Annotated in this window: 14 protein-coding genes; 7 read left to right on the top strand and 7 right to left on the bottom strand. The window is 62.6% G+C overall.

Annotation, left to right across the window (positions count from 1 at the left end; all coding sequences use genetic code 11):
- Positions 1 to 15: 15 nt before the first annotated feature.
- The 6 genes from GTP45_RS23285 to GTP45_RS23260 all read right to left on the bottom strand — a co-directional run bounded on the left by GTP45_RS23285 (position 16) and on the right by GTP45_RS23260 (position 8,148).
- Entirely contained in the window at positions 16 to 1,332 is a 1,317-nt protein-coding gene (locus tag GTP45_RS23285; protein WP_229258602.1) for an MFS transporter, read from the bottom strand.
- Positions 1,314 to 2,228, bottom strand: a complete 915-nt coding sequence (locus GTP45_RS23280) for a PfkB family carbohydrate kinase (protein ID WP_161016260.1) — start codon at positions 2,226 to 2,228, stop codon at positions 1,314 to 1,316. The genes GTP45_RS23285 and GTP45_RS23280 overlap by 19 nt, the downstream gene beginning before the upstream one ends.
- A complete protein-coding gene (locus tag GTP45_RS23275; protein WP_229258601.1) occupies positions 2,225 to 4,066 on the bottom strand; it encodes an alpha-amylase family glycosyl hydrolase in 1,842 nt (613 codons plus the stop codon). Before GTP45_RS23275 ends, GTP45_RS23280 begins: the two co-directional genes overlap by 4 nt.
- Positions 4,067 to 4,082: 16 nt before the next feature.
- On the bottom strand, positions 4,083 to 6,371 hold the full coding sequence (locus GTP45_RS23270) for a TonB-dependent receptor (RefSeq protein ID WP_161016258.1): 2,289 nt from the start codon (positions 6,369 to 6,371) through the stop codon (positions 4,083 to 4,085).
- A gap of 129 nt (positions 6,372 to 6,500) precedes the next feature.
- Positions 6,501 to 7,535: a LacI family DNA-binding transcriptional regulator gene (locus GTP45_RS23265; RefSeq protein WP_161016257.1), complete on the bottom strand. Its 1,035-nt coding sequence runs from the start codon at positions 7,533 to 7,535 to the stop codon at positions 6,501 to 6,503.
- Positions 7,536 to 7,539: 4 nt separating this feature from the next.
- On the bottom strand, positions 7,540 to 8,148 hold the full coding sequence (locus tag GTP45_RS23260; RefSeq protein ID WP_161016256.1) for a glutathione S-transferase N-terminal domain-containing protein: 609 nt from the start codon (positions 8,146 to 8,148) through the stop codon (positions 7,540 to 7,542).
- 104 nt (positions 8,149 to 8,252) lie between these two features.
- Between GTP45_RS23260 and purB the strand changes: the two genes are divergently transcribed.
- The 6 genes from purB to GTP45_RS23230 all read left to right on the top strand — a co-directional run bounded on the left by purB (position 8,253) and on the right by GTP45_RS23230 (position 14,603).
- On the top strand, positions 8,253 to 9,629 hold the full coding sequence (gene purB / locus GTP45_RS23255) for an adenylosuccinate lyase (protein WP_161016255.1): 1,377 nt from the start codon (positions 8,253 to 8,255) through the stop codon (positions 9,627 to 9,629).
- Between the two features lie 204 nt (positions 9,630 to 9,833).
- The gene (locus GTP45_RS23250; RefSeq protein WP_161016254.1) at positions 9,834 to 10,361 is read left to right on the top strand and encodes a cytochrome b; all 528 of its coding nucleotides are present in this window, start codon (positions 9,834 to 9,836) and stop codon (positions 10,359 to 10,361) included.
- A 25-nt stretch (positions 10,362 to 10,386) separates the two neighbouring features.
- The gene (locus GTP45_RS23245) at positions 10,387 to 10,941 is read left to right on the top strand and encodes a YceI family protein (RefSeq protein WP_161016253.1); all 555 of its coding nucleotides are present in this window, start codon (positions 10,387 to 10,389) and stop codon (positions 10,939 to 10,941) included.
- Positions 10,942 to 10,969: 28 nt separating this feature from the next.
- Positions 10,970 to 11,536 (top strand): YceI family protein, encoded by a 567-nt coding sequence (locus GTP45_RS23240; protein ID WP_161016252.1) that lies wholly within the window; start codon positions 10,970 to 10,972, stop codon positions 11,534 to 11,536.
- A 101-nt stretch (positions 11,537 to 11,637) separates the two neighbouring features.
- Complete coding sequence (locus tag GTP45_RS23235; RefSeq protein ID WP_161016251.1) at positions 11,638 to 13,791, top strand: S46 family peptidase; 2,154 nt, start codon at positions 11,638 to 11,640, stop codon at positions 13,789 to 13,791.
- A 245-nt stretch (positions 13,792 to 14,036) separates the two neighbouring features.
- Positions 14,037 to 14,603: an NADPH-dependent FMN reductase gene (locus GTP45_RS23230; protein WP_161016250.1), complete on the top strand. Its 567-nt coding sequence runs from the start codon at positions 14,037 to 14,039 to the stop codon at positions 14,601 to 14,603.
- Here GTP45_RS23230 and GTP45_RS23225 read toward each other — a convergent pair whose 3' ends face one another.
- Positions 14,604 to 15,356 carry a hypothetical protein gene (locus GTP45_RS23225; RefSeq protein ID WP_161016249.1) on the bottom strand — a complete coding sequence of 251 codons (753 nt, stop codon included), beginning with the start codon at positions 15,354 to 15,356 and terminating at the stop codon, positions 14,604 to 14,606. It lies immediately after the preceding gene.
- A 174-nt stretch (positions 15,357 to 15,530) separates the two neighbouring features.
- Between GTP45_RS23225 and GTP45_RS23220 the strand changes: the two genes are divergently transcribed.
- Positions 15,531 to 17,219, top strand: coding sequence for a M14 family zinc carboxypeptidase (locus GTP45_RS23220; RefSeq protein ID WP_161016248.1), 1,689 nt, complete (start codon positions 15,531 to 15,533; stop codon positions 17,217 to 17,219).
- Positions 17,220 to 17,257: the final 38 nt, after the last annotated feature.

The raw sequence follows: 17,257 nt of genomic DNA, 5'->3' as shown, positions 1-17,257 counted from the left end.
ACCTAGCGCCGGCAATCAAGCCGGCGTTTTTTTTATCTTCACCAGCAAAACAGCTACTGCGCCGCACAGCATCAACACGCCGGCCAGGCGGATCACATTCTCCGGATTCCCACCCAGCAGGCTGCGGTAATACAGCGGCAGCGTGAAGATCTGGATGATCATCGGAATCACGATGAACATATTGAAGATGCCCATGTAGACGCCGGTGCGCTCCGGCGGAATACAACCCGCCAGCATTACATACGGATTGCCCATGATGCTGGCCCACGCCAGCCCGATGCCCACCATCGGCACGAACAGCAGCGCCGGCGTATGAATCTGCGGAATGCTCCACATCGCGGCGCCGGCCAGCGCCAGGCAAACACTGTGCGTGATCTTCGGTCCATAACGCCGGGTGAACGGCACCAGCGCCAGCGCACCGACGAACGCGATGAAGTTGTAGAACGCGCCCACCTGCCCTGCCAACAGCCCCGCATCACGGAAGCCTTGCGAGGCCTGGTCGGTGGTGCCGTAGATGGTGGTCGACAAGGACAGCATAATGTACTGCCAATAGCAGAACATCGCATACCACTGGAACAGCTTGACCCACGCCAGCTGGCGCATGGTGTGCGGCATCTCGCGCACCGCGCTGACGATATCGCCCAGCGCGTGGCGCCAGCCGGCCGGCCTGGCGCGCATGGCCCGCAGTTCTTCCTCGCTCAGCGGATTTTCCTTGGTGGTCTTCAAAGTCCACAGCACGGAGCTGATCGAAAACACCGCGCCGATCATGAACGCGACGATCACGATGTGCGGAATGTGGCTGCCGTTGACGGCATCCTTGTTCATGCCCAGCCACACCAGCAGCGACGGCGTCAGATAGGCCAGTGTTTGTCCAAGACCAGTGAACGCGCTTTGCGTCAGGAAGCCGATCGAATGCTGCTCCGGTTGCAGCTTGTCGCTGACGAAGGCGCGGTACGGCTCCATCGTCACGTTGTTGGCCGCGTCCAGTATCCACAGCAGGCTGGCCGCCATCCACAGCATGGGGCTGAACGGCATCGCCAGCAGGCCAAGGCTGCACAGGATGGCGCCAATCAGGAAGTACGGCGTGCGCCGTCCCCAGCGCGTGATGGTGCGGTCGCTCATGGCGCCGATCAGCGGCTGCACCAGCAGCCCGGTCATCGGCCCGGCCAGCCACAGATACGGCAAGCTGGCTTCATCGGCGCCGAGGTATTTGTAGATGGGGCTCATGCTGCTCTGCTGCAGGCCGAAACTGAACTGGATGCCGAAGAATCCAATGTTCATGTTCACGATCTGCCAGAACGACAGGCGCGCCTTCATGACGCGGCTCCCCATCTTTGAATCCACGGCGTGTAGAAGCTGATATCGGCCGGCACCGCGCCGGAGATGCCGCAAATGGCGCCGGCAAAGGCGTTGGCGCGCGCCAGCGTGAGCGCCAGCGGCCAGCCTTGCGCCTGGCCGAACAGGAACACGGCGGAGAAGGCGTCGCCTGCGCCGACAGTGTCGACGATGCGTTCGGGCGCGTGGCTCTCGTGGTTGGCGATGACCGTGCCATCGGCGCCGAAGTACATGGCGCCGCGCTCGCCCAGCGTGACGATCAGGCCTTGCAGGCCGAAGGTGCGCATCAGGGTCTGGCAAGCCTCCTGCATGTCGGCCGGCTCGGTGTGGGTGTACCAGCGGAACAGGTCTTTCAGTTCGTCCTCGTTGACTTTGACGATATCGGCCAGTTTGAGCGACTCGTGCGCGATGCGCTCGGTGACTTGTCCTTCGCGCACGTTCAGGTCCAGGTAGCGCTGGGCATTGGTCGCCTCCAGCATCGCGCGCAAGGTACTGCGCGACTGCTCGTGGCGCTGGGCCATGGTGCCGAAGTAGATCACCTGTGGCTGCGCATCGGCCAGCGCTTGCAGCGCTGCTGCGGTCTGCACGTAATCGTAGGCCTGGTCGGGCAGGATGATGAAGCGATGTCCGCCCGCGTCACGCTCGACCACCACGCGGCCGGTGGCCTCGCGCGGGTCGACCTGCAGCGCCGCCTTGCTCATGCCGAAGCGCGCAAATTCATCGGCGATGCGTGCGCCGTTCTTGTCGCTGCCGATGCGCGTGACCATCAGCGTGGCGACGCCGAACGCCGCCAGGTTGCGCGCCACGTTGAACGGCGCGCCGCCCACCACCTGCTCGGTGATGAAGTCATCCACCAGTGCTTCGCCGAAGACGGCGACCGTGTGTTTGCTCATGCTGCCGCTCCACGTTCCAGCCAATGCATTGCATAGGGTTCCAGCGTCACCGCGCCATCCAGTATGCCGCCGTCCAGGCAATCAGTCCACCGTCCCGGCAGGGCCATGCTTTGCGGCTGGCTGGAAAAATTCATCACCGCCAGGAACTGGTCGCCGCGCGCCAGCGCCAGCACGCCATCCGGCGCCTCCTCCAGCAGGGTACGCGCGGCGTTGGCAGCCAATGCGTCATGCTGTCTACGCACCCGCACCATGCGGATCAGGGACTGGTACATCTTGCCGGCGCAGGTGCCGGCGTAGTCGCGGCCCTTCCAGCGCGAGCGGTCGAACACGGGACGCTGCAGCCAGCGGCTGTCCATGGCGTGCTGCGGCCGCAGCAGATAGCTATCGTCGTTCTCCATCGCCAGCTCGTCGCCCATGTACAGCACCGGCAGCGCGCCAAAGCTCAAGGCCAGGCCATGCAACAACAACAGGCGGCGCAATGCCAGTATGCGTTCTTCATCCGTGGCAGCGCTTTGCAGCCCTGCCAGCGATGCCGCCATGCCGTTGGTGCCGTGCGCCGCGTTCGGGTCGCTGCTCTGGAAGGTCGCGCCGACAGCGTAGCTGCCCTCGGCACCGGCGAAGAAGCGCGAAGCGCGTGCCAGGCGGGCCTTGGCATCGTGGCCGCCGGCCGCTGCTTCGGCACGCAGCACGTTCCAGCCGATGTCGTCGTGGCAGCGCACGTAGCTGAGCCACGTTGCGGCTTGCGGCAGATCGGGCGTGTTGCGGATCACTTCCCGCAACACGCTGGTGCCCTGCTCCGACAAGGCCAGCCAGCCAGCCGCCATCAGGCTGCTGTGATAGGCGATATGGCACTCGCGCGCACCGGCGCTGCCCAGGTAGGCCGGCAGTTCGCGCGTCGGCACGATGGCCTCGGCCTTCAGCAGCACGCCCGGCGCCACGATATCGACAATCGCGCGCAAGGCTTGCAGGATCTGGTGCGCCTCCGGCTGGTTCATGCTGTTGGTGCCTTCGCGCTTCCACAGGAAGGCGGTGGAGTCTAGGCGGAATACTTCAATGCCGCGATTGGCCAGCCGCAGCAAGGCCGCCGCCATTTCGGCGAACACCGCCGGATTGGCGTAGTTCAGGTCCCACTGGTACGGATAGAAAGTGCTCCACACCCAGCCGCCCATTGCTTCCACGTGGGTGAAATTACCGGGCGCTACTTGCGGGAACACCTGCCCCAGCGTCGCCTCGTAGCGGTCCGGCATGGTACGGTCCGGGAAGGTAAGGAACATGGCGCGCGCCGCAGGATCGCCGCCCTTCGCAGCCAGCGCCCATGCATGGTCGTCCGCCACGTGGTTCAAGATGAAGTCCGAGCACAGGCTGATGCCCGCCGCACGCAGCTGCGTGGTCAGCGCATCGAGATCGGCGTTGGTGCCCAGCGCCGGCTCCACGTCGTCGAAACTCGATACCGCAAAGCCGCCGTCGTTCTCGCCGGCGCGCGCGCGCAGGAACGGCAGCAGGTGCAGATAGCTGACACCGATCTCCTGCAGGTAGGGGATGCGCGCCGCCACGCCATTCAGATCGCCGCCGAAGTTCTGCACATAGGCGCAGTAGCCCAGCATGCGCTGGCTGAGGAACCAGTCCGGCTGCGCCGCGCGCTGTGCATCCAGCGCCCGCAGTTCCGCCGGGCGCGCCGAGTACAGCGCGCCCAGCGACGCCATCAACTCGCCCAGCCACGCATCGAAGCCCGCATGCCCGCCGTACAAGCCGGCCAGCAGCCGGCGCAGCACTGGTTCATACACGGCCAGACGCTGCGCGGCCTGCGCTTGCAAATCATGGGGCAGGACCGCGAGCATGCGCTCCGAGGTGACATTAGAAGGCATAGGACAGGCTGACTTTTGCGGCGCGGCCGGAGATGGAGCGGGCGGCGTGACCGTCGCCTTCCACTTCGGTGTAGCCGATCTTGTTGAACAGGTTATTGACGCTCAGCGACAGCACGGTTTTCGGCGTCAGGTTGTAATTGAGGTAGGCGTTGACCACTTCATACGCCGGCAGCACGATGGTGTGCGCATCATCGCCCCACGACTTGCCGGTGCCGATCACGCTGGCGCCGATGGTCGCATCGCCAAAGCTGTACGAAGGCGCCAGCTGGTAGATGTATTTAGCCTGGCGGCGCGGCGTATTGCCGATGTTGGCCACGTCGGCTGCGGCGGTGCCGGTAATCTTGGCGTCGGTGTAGGTCAGGCCGCCGGTGATGCGGAAGCCGCCGTTGCTGTAAGCGCCTTCCAGCTCCACGCCCTTGGCGTCGTACTTGTTGGAGGTGCTGCGCTGGGTGGTGGCTTCGTAGTTGCTCTCGTCGGTCTTGGCCTGGAACAGGGTGACGAAGGTGCTGATGCCGCCGCTGCGCCATTTCACGCCGCCTTCAATTTGCTTGACGGTGTTGATGTTGATCGGCGCGCTGCCATCGAGCGGGGTGCCGAACAGGATGCGGTCCGCATTGAAGGCCACGCCGTCACTGACGCGGGCAAACGCCGACAGGTTTTTGGTGAATGCGTAGTTGCCGCCCACCGAGTACGAGTTGTGATTGAGCTTGTAGTCGACAAACTGCTGGGTGGCCGGATCGTAGCGCAGCGCGCCGCCGCTCATGGTGGCGATGTTGGCGGTGCCGCTGGCCTGCTGGCGGTCCTGGCGGATGCTGGCGTCCACATTCAGCGCGCCGGTTTCATAGCCAAGGTTCAGGTACGGCGAAGTGAGTTTGTACTCCATGTCCACCGCGCGCGAGCAGCAGCCGCCGAAGGCCGGGCCGACCAGTCCCGGCGTGGCGCTGGCGGTTTGCAGCAGCGCCGGTTTGTCGCCGGTGGCCTGCATCAGGTACTCGTTGAAATTCCAGGTCAGGGCCAGCTTCTGGGTCGACAGGTACAGGCCGGCCGTGGTGGTCAGCTTGCTGCCGTCGGCCAGCGCAAAGGTCTTGGCCAGCTTGGTGTCGTTCAGCGTATTGCCGGCGTCGTCGATCGAGGTGTTGAACACCACCGCCGAGAAGGCGCGGCCGTTATACGCCTTGCCCTTGTTCGGGCCGGTGGCATAGGTATAGTTGCCGACCGTGCCGTTGTTGGCGGCGAATACGCCGACGAAGCGGCCCGTGTTATCGGAGGTGCGGAACTTGTCGCTCAGGGTCCAGCCATCGCCAAGATTGAACGAGCCTTCGAGGCCGATGGAGTCGCTCTTCACTTTCAGGCCGTCGTTGACGTTGGTCGAAACCGGCGTGTTGTTCTTGCTGAGGGCGACGTCACGCACCCAGTACGGCGAGTAGAAGCTCACCGTGCGCGGATCGATGCCGGGGATTTCCTGGATCTGCTGGTTCACCACTTGCACCGGCACCGGCAGCGCGGTCGGCGCCTTGTCGTCGAGGTGTTTGAACGACAGGCGGATCCAGCCGTTGTCCAGCTGGTGCGTGATATTGCCGCGAATCTGGCCACCGCCCTCGGTGCTCATGCCGGTGTTGCGCACGCCTTCACCGGTGCGGTAGCTGCCGCCGATGAAGAAACGGGTCTTGTCAGAGATCGGCGCGCCATAGTCGAAGTCGTAGCGGGTTTCATCGTAGCCCAGGCCGCGGCTGATGGCGATGTGGCCGCCCTTCTCTTCGCCGGTCTTGGTGATGAAGTTGATGATGCCGCCCGGCGCATTGGTCGCCAGCGTCGAGGCCGAACCGCCGCGCACCACTTCCAGGTGATCCAGCGTGCCGTCGATCTTGACGTAGCTGTCCGGCGTGATGAAGTTGAAGTCGCCCGACTGCAGTACCGGCAGGCCGTCTTCCTGGATTTGCACGTAGCGCGCGCCGCCGGCCGAAATCGGCACGCCGCGCACCGTGATGTTGGCGTTGCCCTCGCCGCCCGAGGATTCCGAACGCACGCCGGGCACCGCGCGCAGCACCTCGGCCGCGCTCAGTGGCGCGGCGTTCTTGATGGCGTCGCTTTCGAGGGTACTGATCGAAACGCTGGTCTTCATCTTGGACGACGCGCCGCTGGTGCCGGTAACGACCACGCGCTCCATGTTCAGGCCATCCGTGGCCGGGGTTTCCTGCGCGGCGGCGCCGCCCATGTGCAGGATTGCGGTTGCGACAGCGGCAGCGATGCCGCCCAGTTTGAGGGTGCTGTGGTGCATGGTCGTCTCCAGTTATTGTCGTTGTTGCTGCTTTATTGAGCAGATGAGCCCATTATGCAATCGATTGCATTGAATTGCAAAAGACTTTTTCATCAAGCCGTGCAAGCTCAATGCAATCGGTTGCACAAATCAGACAGTGCTGGCGCGGACGATCAGTTGGGTAGGTAGTTGCAGCGAGGGCGCGGGACGGCCTTCGGTCAGTTCCAGCAGCGAGGCCACCAGCGCGCGGCCGGCTGCCTGGATCGGCTGCTGGACCGTGGTCAGCGGCGGGTGGAAATAGCTGGACAGCTCGATATCGTCATAGCCGACCACCGCCACTTGCCGCGGTACCTCGATGCCCAGCTGGCGCAAGCTGTTAATCGCGGTCATGGCCATCAGGTCGCTGCCGGCGAACACGGCGTCGTACGCCACGCCGCGGCGTTGCAATTCCTCGACCGCCAGGCGGCCGCCGTCCGGCACGAACGAGGCCTGGACCTGCAGCGCCGGATCGGCCGCCATGCCGGCCTGCGCCAGCGCGCGGCACAAGCCCTGGTAGCGCTGGCCGATTTCCGGCAGGTTGATATCGCCAAAGAAGGCGATGCGCTGGCGGCCCTGCGCCAGCAGGTGGGCGCCGGCCAGCGCGCCGCCGGCCACGTTGTCGCCGCCGACGGTGCAGTACAGCTGCTGCGGCAACTGCGCGCCCCACACCACGATCGGCACATGGCGCGCCGCCAATTGGTTGAGCTGGTCATGATGGCGCCATTGGCCGATCAGCACAATGCCGATCACACGGCCGGTATCGAACGGCGCGGCGGCGGCGTCGAGTTCGCTGGCATCGACGCGCGACACCAGCATGTCGAAGCCCTGCTCGGTCAGCGCATCGGCCAGGCTGCCCAGCATGGACAGGAAAAACGGATCGGACAGGTGCTGGCGGGTGGCCGGGTCGTACGGCACCACCACGCCCACGGTGCGGTTCTGCTTCATGCGCAGGTTTTGCGCGCCGATGTTGATGCTGTAATTGAGCGAGCGCGCCAGCTCCATGACGCGGGTGCGCGTCTCTTCGCTGATCAGCTTGCTGCCGGCCAGCGCGCGCGAGACGGTGGACGTCGACACGCCTGCCAGCCGCGCGATGTCGGCCATTTGCAGGCGCCGGCTGTCTGCTTCTGGCGGCGTGGTCTTCGGCATGGGCTTAGGCTGGCACGGTGTCCTTGAACGACTGGCGCTCGGACAGCTTGTCGTACAGCTTGGCCAGATTGGCGTAATCGTCGCGCCACGTAATTTCCGGGAAGCGGAACGACAGCCAGCCCAGCGTGCAACCCACCGCCACATCAGCCAGCGAGTAATGGATGCCGGCGCAATAAGCCTGCTCGCCCAGCTTCTCCGACAGCGACTTCAAGCCGAGATCGACCTTGCGCATTTGGCGCGCCATCCACTCTTCGCTTTGCAGCTCTTTCGGACGCATGGTGCGCTCCAGACGCACGCTCACTGCGGCATCCAGCATGCCGTCGGCCAGCGCTTCCCAGCACTTGATGTCAGCACGGTCGCGGCCATTCGGCGGCAGCAGCTTGCAGACCGGCGTCAGCGTATCGAGGTACTCAACCATGACGCGGGAATCGAACATCACCGTGCCATCTTCCATCACCAGGCTAGGCACTTTGCCGAGCGGGTTGAGCTGGCTGATGGTGGTATCTGCCGCCCATACATTTTCCAATTCAAACTGGTAATCGAGCTTTTTTTCCGCCAAAACCACGCGGACTTTGCGGACGTAAGGACTGGCGAGGGAACCGATTAGTTTCATAGACGCTTATAGAGGGAGAACAGGCCTCAGTATAACATCGGCGGCTTCGGCCCCGGCCAATGGTAAAATCACGGTCTGCTCTTTCAACTTCCGTTCTTTCGATCATGACCACTACTCCTTACTCCACGCTGTCGGCCTTGTCGCCGCTGGACGGCCGCTACGCCGGTAAAACCGATCTGCTGCGCCCTATCCTGTCCGAATCCGGCTTCATGCACCACCGCGTCAAAGTAGAAATCTCCTGGCTGCAAGCGCTGTCGCTGGCCGGTTTCGATGAAATCAAGCCGTTCTCGGCCGCAGGCAACGCCCTGCTGGACAAGATCGCCAACGAATTCACCGAAAAAGATGCCGCCCGCATCAAGGAAATCGAAGCCGTTACCAACCACGACGTCAAGGCCGTGGAATACTGGCTGAAGGAGCAAGTCAAGGATGTGCCGGAACTGGTGGCTGCGTCGGAGTTCATCCACTTCGCCTGCACCTCGGAAGACATCAACAACACCTCGCACGGCATGATGCTGAAGGCCGCGCGCGACAACGTCATGCTGCCATCGCTGCGCAACGTGATCGCCAAGCTGACCGAAATCGCCCACGCCAACGCCGAACTGCCGATGCTGTCGCGCACCCACGGCCAGACCGCCAGCCCGACCACCCTGGGCAAGGAAATGGCCAACGTGGTGGCCCGCCTGCAGCGCGCCATCAAGCGCATCGAACAGGTTGAAATCCTGGGCAAGATGAACGGCGCGGTCGGCAACTACAACGCCCACCTGTCGGCCTACCCATCGTTCGACTGGCCTGCGTTCTCGAAGAACGTGATCGAGCAGCGCCTGGGCCTGGTGTTCAACCCGTACACCATCCAGATCGAACCGCACGACTACATGGCCGAACTGTTCGACGCCTTCGCGCGCGCCAACACCATCCTGCTGGATCTGAACCGCGACATCTGGAGCTACGTCTCGCTGGGCTACTTCAAGCAGAAGCTGAAAGCCGGCGAAATCGGTTCCTCGACCATGCCGCACAAGGTCAACCCGATCGACTTCGAAAACTCGGAAGGCAACCTGGGCCTGGCTAACGCCGTGCTGAAACACCTGTCGGAAAAACTGCCGGTCTCGCGCCTGCAACGCGACCTGACCGACTCGACCGTGCTGCGCAACATCGGCGTCGGCCTCGGCTACGCCCTGCTGGCCTACGACAGCTGCCTGCGCGGCCTGAACAAGCTGGAAGTGAACCCGGCCCGCCTGGAAGCCGACCTGGACGCCAACTGGGAAGTGCTGGCCGAGCCAGTGCAGACCGTGATGCGCCGCTACGGCATCGAGAACCCGTACGAACAGCTGAAAGAACTGACCCGCGGCAAAGGCATCTCCAAAGTCGCGCTGCAAGAGTTCATCAACGACCTGGCCGTGCCGCAGGAAGCCAAGGATCTGATGCTGGCCATGACCCCAGCCAACTACACCGGCATCGCCGCAGCTCTGGCAAAAGCCATCTGATGTAGAAAAGCAAACTGCTTTACACTAGCCCCGACGACGCTCGCGTCCTCGGGGCTTTTTTTTACCCCGGACAAAAGGGTCTGACCCCGTACGGGGTCGGACCCTGACGCCAACGGTTTGCGGGTTTCAAAGGTGCCGCAAGCACACAATGCAATTCTTTGGTATATTTAGTCCTAACACGTACTATTTCCCCGGAGCTGTTTTATGCCACGCTATACCAAAATCGCCATGTTGCTGCATTGGCTAGTCGCCTTGCTCATCATTGCCACCTTCTTCCTCGGCCTGTCGATGGTTGCCATCCCGGGCTTTTCGCCAACCAAGCTCAAGTACTTCTCCTGGCACAAATGGATGGGCGTCACCGTGCTGTTCCTGGCCGTGATCCGCATCCTGTGGCGCAAGGCCAACCGCCCGCCGCCACCGCTGGCGTCGATCCCGGCGTGGCAGCACATGATCGCCGAGGGCATGCACGTGCTGCTGTACCTGCTGATCTTCGCGGTGCCGATTTCGGGCTACCTGTATTCGTATGCCGCCGGCGTGCCGGTGGTGTATCTGGGCCTGTGGCAAATGCCGGCCGTGATCGATCCAAATCCTGAACTTAAGGCAACTTTAAAAACTGTTCATTATGTTTTGACCATGACGATGGCCGCAGCTGTAGTGGCCCACGCCCTGGCCGCACTCAAGCATCACTTTATCGACCGCGACGTCACGCTGAAACGCATGCTGCCGCTGTAATCCCTCACACACTGGAGCCTTACACATGAACACCTTTAAAAAAATCGCCCTCGTCGCTATGCTTGGCGTCGCCTTTGCCGCCAGCGCCGCTGCCCTGAAAACCGATCCGGCCAAGAGCACCGTGACCGCCACCTTCAAGCAAATGAACGTGCCGATCGACGCCAAATTCAAAAAATTCACCGCCAACATCGACTACGATGCGGCCAAGCCTGAAGCCGCCAAAGCTACCGTTGAAGTAGAAACCGGCAGCATGGATCTGGGCGATGCCGACTACAACAAGGAAGTGGCCAAGAAAGAATGGTTCAACGCCGCCCAGTTCCCGAAAGCGACCTTCGTCTCGTCCTCGATCAAGCCAGCCGGCGCCGGCAAGCTGACCGTGACCGGCAAGCTGACCATCAAGGGCAAGACCACCGACGTCAGCTTCCCGCTGACCGTCAAAGCCGACGGCAAGACCCAGGTGTTTGACGGCGCCGTGCCGATCAAGCGCCTGGCCTACAACATCGGCGAAGGCGAGTGGAAAGACACCGGCATGGTGGCGGATGACGTTACCATCAAGTTCCACGTCGTCGCCGCACAATAATCCCCCACCACCAACGGAGACCTAGAAGATGAAACTGCAGATCGTAATCGCCACGCTGTTGGCCGCCTCGGCCACGTCCGCCATTGCCGCAACCTACAACCTCGACCCGACGCACACCTATCCAAGCTTCGAGGCCGACCACATGGGTTTGTCGGTATGGCGCGGCAAGTTCGACAAAACCAGCGGCACGGTGAGCTTCGATGCTGCCGCCAAGACCGGCTCGCTCGATGTGAAAATCGACGCGTCGTCGATCGACTTCGGTCTCGAGGCGATGAACAAGCACGCCAAGGATGAGTCGATGTTCAACGTCGCCAAGTTCCCGACCATCACCTACACCAGCAAATCGTTCAAGTTTGAAGGCGACAAGCTGGTGGCGGTGGACGGCGAGCTGACCCTGCTGGGCGTGACCAAGCCGGTGGCGCTGAAAGTGAACAAGTTCAAGTGCATCATGCACCCGCGCTACAAGAAAGAAGTCTGCGGCGCCGACGCCACTGCCGAATTCAAACGCAGCGACTTCGGCCTGAATTACGGCCTGCCGAACTTCTCGCCGGAAGTAAAACTGGCGATCCAGATCGAAGCCATCAAGGCCGACTAACGGTGTACCGCGGGAGGCCTGCCAGGCCTCCCTAAAATTCCAGTTGACGTGTACGTAAGGTATGACGATACTTTGCTCGCTACAACTTCTCTGGAATATAAATGAAAAAATCCCTTCTCGTGCTCGCTATCCTGAGCACCGCTGCCTATGCCGACGAAGGCATGTGGATGCCGCAGCAACTGCCACAAGTAGCCAAGCAATTGGAAGCCGCCGGCCTCAAGCTCGATCCCGCCAACCTGACCAAGCTGACCGAATTCCCGATGGGCGCCATCGTCAGCCTGGGCGGCTGCTCGGCCTCGTTCGTGTCGCCACAAGGCCTGGTTGCCACCAACCACCACTGCGTGTACGGCAGCGTGGCGCACAACTCGACGCCGGAGCGCGACCTGCTGGCCAACGGCTTCCTGGCACACAACTTCGGCGAAGAACTGCCGGCCGCACCGGGCACCCGCGTCTACGTGACCAAGGAAGTGACCGACGTCAGCAAGCAGATCATCACCCCGGCGGTGGCCAAGCTGAGCGGCAAAAAGCGCAGCGATGCGATCGAGAAGAATCAGAAAGCCCTGCAAACCGAGTGCGAAAAAGACGCCGGCCACCGCTGCACCGTGTCGTCCTACTACGGCGGCCTGGAGTTCTACCTGATCAAGCAACTGGAAATCCGCGACGTGCGCCTGGTGCACGCGCCGCCTGAAGGCGTGGGCAAATTCGGCGGCGATACCGACAACTGGATGTGGCCGCGCCACACCGGCGACTACGGCTTCTATCGCGCCTACGTCAGCAAAGACGGCAAGGCGGCCGACTACAGCAAGGACAACGTGCCTTACCTGCCGCAACACTTCCTGAAGCTGGCGAAAGAAGGCAGCAAAGAAGGCGACTTCATCATGGTGCTGGGCTATCCGGGCCGCACCAACCGTCACCGCCTGCCGTCGGAAGTGGCGTTCACCTTCGACTGGAGCTATCCAGCGTTTGTGAAGTCCTCGGCTGAAAACCTGGCCATCATTGCCGAGACCACCAAGGACAACAAGGACACCGCGCTGAAATACGCATCGCAAGTGGCCAACATCAACAACTACTACAAGAACCGCCAGGGCATGCTGGATTCCTACGCCGGCAGCGACATGCTGGCGCGTAAAACCGCCGAGCACGAAGCGCTGAAAACGTGGATTAACGCCGATGCCAAGCGCAAGGCCGAGTTCGCAAGCGATATCGACGCGGTGGAAAAACTGATCGCCCAGCGCGACGCCGAGTACAAGCGCGACTACTACTTCAGCTCGTCCAAGCCGCGCCTGCTGAACACCGCCCGCGTGCTGTACCGCCTGGCGAACGAGAGCGCCAAGCCGGACGTCGAGCGCAAGTCGGGCTACCAGCAGCGCGACGTGGCACGGATCAAATCGTCGGTCGACGCGCTGGTGCGCAACTACGATGAGAAGGTCGACAAGGCGCTGGTGCTGAACAGCCTGGTCAAGTACGCAGCCCAGCCGGCAGCGCAGCGCAATGCGGCGTTTGATGCGGTGATCGGCATCAAGGATGGTCAGAGCAAAGCCGAGCTGCAAGCCGCGCTGGACAAGCTGTATGCCGGCAGCAAGCTGGGCGATGCAGCCGAGCGCAAAGCATGGCTGGAGCGCAAGCCTGAGCAATTCAAGGCCAGCGACGATGCCTTCATCAAGGCCGCCGTGGCGCTGTATGGCCCGGACCTGAAATCGGAAGCGGAAGAGGAAGAGCTGGGCGGCAAGCTGCAACAGGCCTACGCCAACTACATGAAGGCCAAGATCGCCTACATGCACAGCAAGGGCCAGGCCGTTTATCCTGACGCCAACAGCACCCTGCGCGTAACGTTCGGCAAAATCGCCGGCCGCGAACCGGGTTCGGACGGCACCAACTGGAAGGCCTTCACCACCGTGGAAGGCGTGGCAGCGAAAGCGACCGGCCAAGGCGAATTCAACGCGCCTGCTGCGCAGCTGAAAGCGATCAAGGCCAAGGATTACGGCAAGTACGTTGATCCAGTGCTGAAATCGGTGCCGGTGGCCTACCTGGCCACGCTGGACATCACCGGCGGCAACTCCGGCTCGGCCGCGCTGAACAGCAAGGGCGAATGGATCGGCCTGGCGTTTGACGGCACGCTGGATTCCATCATCTCCGACTGGGACTTCAACAAGGCCATGACCCGCGACATCCAGGTCGACCTGCGCTACATCCTGTGGAACATGAAACACGTCGACCACGCCGACAACCTGCTGAAAGAAATGAACGCCGAATAAGGGGTTGACGCTGCCGTTCGCCTTAAAAGTGCGCGGCACCAACCTACCCCGCACACCGCTGCGGCCAGGGTCTGACCCCGTACGGGGTCAGACCCTTTCGTTTTGGGGTACTAACAGCAGCAAACCAATCGCGCGATAGCTCAAACTCATCCGCAGTACCCCATTAGAAAAAGTCCTGCCGAATCCCCCGCGCAAGAAGAATCGGGTACATTAGCGGTTCCCTCAACCAGCCCGAAGGAGATGTCATGCCCGCGAAGAAAATCGCCGTTGTGATCGGCAGCTTGCGCAAGGATTCGATTAACCGGAAATTCGCCCACGAGGTCATCGCCCTCGCACCGCCGTCGCTGACATTCGAGATCGTCGAAATCGGCGAGCTGGCGATGTACAATCAAGACCTGGAAGAGAACGGCGCCACCGCGCCGCAAGCGTGGACGCAGTTCCGCCAGCGCATCAAGGAGGCCGACGGCGTGCTGTTCTTTACGCCGGAGTACAACCGTTCCACTCCGGCGGCATTGAAGAACGCCATCGACGTAGGCTCCCGTCCTTACGGCGCCAGCGCGTGGAGCGGCAAGCCTGCGGCCATCGTCAGCGTGTCGCCCGGTGCGACCGGCGGCTTCGGCGCCAATCACCACCTGCGCCAGTCGATGGTGTTCCTCGATATGCCGCTGCTGCAGCAGCCGGAAGCCTACATCGGCGGCGCCGGCAATCTGCTCGGCCCGGATGGCAAGATCAATAACGACAGCACCAAGCAGTTCCTCAAGAAATTCATCGACACCTACGCCACGTGGGTGGAGACCAACGCCAGGAAGTAATCAGCGCTTGATGGCGGTGAAGGCGTAACCGGCCGTGGTCAACGCGGCCGGCGGCTCCTTCGCCGGCGCACCACGATTCAGCGCCAGCAAACGGGGCGCGCCGCGTGCCGGCAGCAAGGCCAGATCAGCCCCCGGCAAGCGCTGCGCCAGCGTCGCCGCCTCGTCCTCCTCGCAACTGACATACACCCGATACGACGAACGGCTATTGCCCAGCTCCAGCATAAAGCCCGCCACGCCCCGCGAACCCGGCGCACCCGCCATCGCAGTCACCCGCAAGCGCGTGTTTTGCTTGCGCAGTTCGAGCGTGCTCCAAACCCTCATCGGATACAGCTGCGGCGCACCGCGGCCAGCCGCTGGCATCGGCCGCGCTCGCCCCAGCGCAGCGTCACGCTCTTCTTCGCTCTCGGCCACGATGACCGGCGCACCGCTACGCAGCGTCCGCAACGGCGCCAGCCCGTCATAACGGCCTGCAGCGGGCGGCAGCACCAGCAGCACGTCGGCCTTCGGCCAGCCCGCCACAGCCTCCTCGCTGTAGGCCTCGCCGTCCGCATCCACCGCCAGCAGGCTTAGTCCCTGAAAGCGCACCAGCGCCATGCCCTTGCCCGCCAATTGCACCCGTCCCTGCGCCATCCCCGCCGTGCTGCCGCCGTCGCTGCGCAACTCGATCGCATAACGCGGCCCGATTTGCGCCACGCCCCAGCTGCACGCCAGCGCCAGCACCACCACCACCACCACCACAATCACCATTTTCATACGGTTCTCCCGACTGATCGACTCCCAGCCAGTAGACCACCACCCGCCTGAATTTGCCTTGAAGCAACGCAAGCCCCGGCTGCGGGCGCTCAAAAAACGGGCACGAATGATACAATGCGGCCCGGGCTTATCCTGCTCCACCTCCCTACAACACCCTCTGAGATCCAGACGACCATGCACCCAGACATGCCGACGCCTTATGAAAAAGGCAATCAAAACCAGACCACCACGTGGAGCGAATGCATCGCCTTTTACGAAGAGCTGGCGCAACGCTTCCCGCAAGTGCTGCGATTTGAGCAGATCGGCGTGTCCGACGGCGGCATCCCGGTGCATGCGGGCGTAGTCAGCGCCGACGGCGTGCACGACCGCGCGCAGATCAAGGCGGAAGGCCGCACCGTCTTCTTCAACAACAACGGCATCCACCCCGGCGAACCCGAAGGCGTGGACGCCTGCATGGCCATCGTGCGCGACCTGTGCTTCGATCCGGCCAAGCTGGCCGCCCTCGGCAAGACCGTGCTGCTGTTCGTCCCGCTGTACAACGTCGATGGTGCACTGAACCGCGCCAACACTTCGCGCGTGAATCAGGACGGCCCGGAACAATTCGGCTTCCGCGGTAACAGCCGCCACCTCGACCTGAACCGCGACTTCGTCAAGTGCGATACGCTCAACGCCCGTCTGTTCAACCAGCTGCTGACCAGCTGGGATCCAGACGTGATGGTGGACACCCACACCTCCAACGGCGCCGACTACCCGTACACCATGACGCTGATCCACACGCAGGCGGACAAGCTCGGCTACGGCCTCGGCCCCTTCCTGCGCGAGACCATGCTGCCGCACATCTACAAGGAGATGGAAGCGAAAGGCTGGCCGACCTGCCCATACGTCAATCCGGTCAAGGACACGCCGGACGACGGCATCGCCGAATTCCTCGAAGTGCCGCGCTTCTCGACCGGCTTCGCCGCCCTGCACCACGTGATCGGCTTCATGCCGGAGACGCACATGCTCAAGCCCTTCAAGGATCGCTACGACTCGATGCGCGCCCTGCTGGACGTGACCATGGACTTCACCATCCAGTACGGCGAACAAATCAAGCAGCTGCGCGCCGATGCGCGCGAACAAGCGGCCAACGCCACCGAGTGGACTGTCAGCTGGAAGATGGACGAAGACCATCCATCGACTTTCCGCTTCAAAGGCTACGAAGCAAAGCGCAGCCCATCGCTGCTGGGCGACTACCAGCGCCTGTCCTACGACCGCAGCAAGCCGTGGGAAAAGGACATCGCCTACTACAACAGCTTCGTGCCGTCGGCCACCGTGCGCGCGCCGAAAGGCTACATCGTGCCGCAAGCATGGCGCGAAGCCATCGCGCGCCTGCAATGGAACGGCGTCGACATGGCCCGTTTCGACGAAGCCTCGGTCGTGGAAGCGCAGTACTATCACATCGTCTCCGTGACCTCGCGCCCAAGCGCCTACGAAGGCCATATGTACCACGACGAGGTGCAACTGGAAGCGCGCACCGCCAGCTTCACCGTGCAGCCGGGCGACTATTTCGTGCCGCTCAAGCAGGCCAACGCCCGCTACGCCGTCGAAACGCTGGAACCGCAAGCCCACGACTCCTTCTTCCGCTGGGGCTTCTTCAACAGCATGCTGGAAAAAAAAGAAAACTACTCCGATTACGTGTTCGAAGACCTCGCGCTGGAGATGCTGGAAACCGAGCCTGAACTGAAAGCGAAATTCGACGCATGGAAGGCCGCCAATCCGGCACTGCTATCGGATCAGGACGCAGTCCTCGGCTTCATCTTCGCCAACGGCAAGCGCCACGAAGAACCAGAATGGCGCCGCTACCCGGTGCTGTCGGTCTTCTAAAATTTAGTCCCTGCGTTACACAACATGCGCACCGTGGC

Source organism: Duganella rivi, assembly GCF_009857435.1.
Taxonomy (GTDB): domain Bacteria; phylum Pseudomonadota; class Gammaproteobacteria; order Burkholderiales; family Burkholderiaceae_D; genus Rugamonas; species Rugamonas rivi.
The sequence above is the reverse complement of the archived record's forward strand: the minus strand, read 5'-3'. Positions and strand labels throughout refer to the sequence as shown.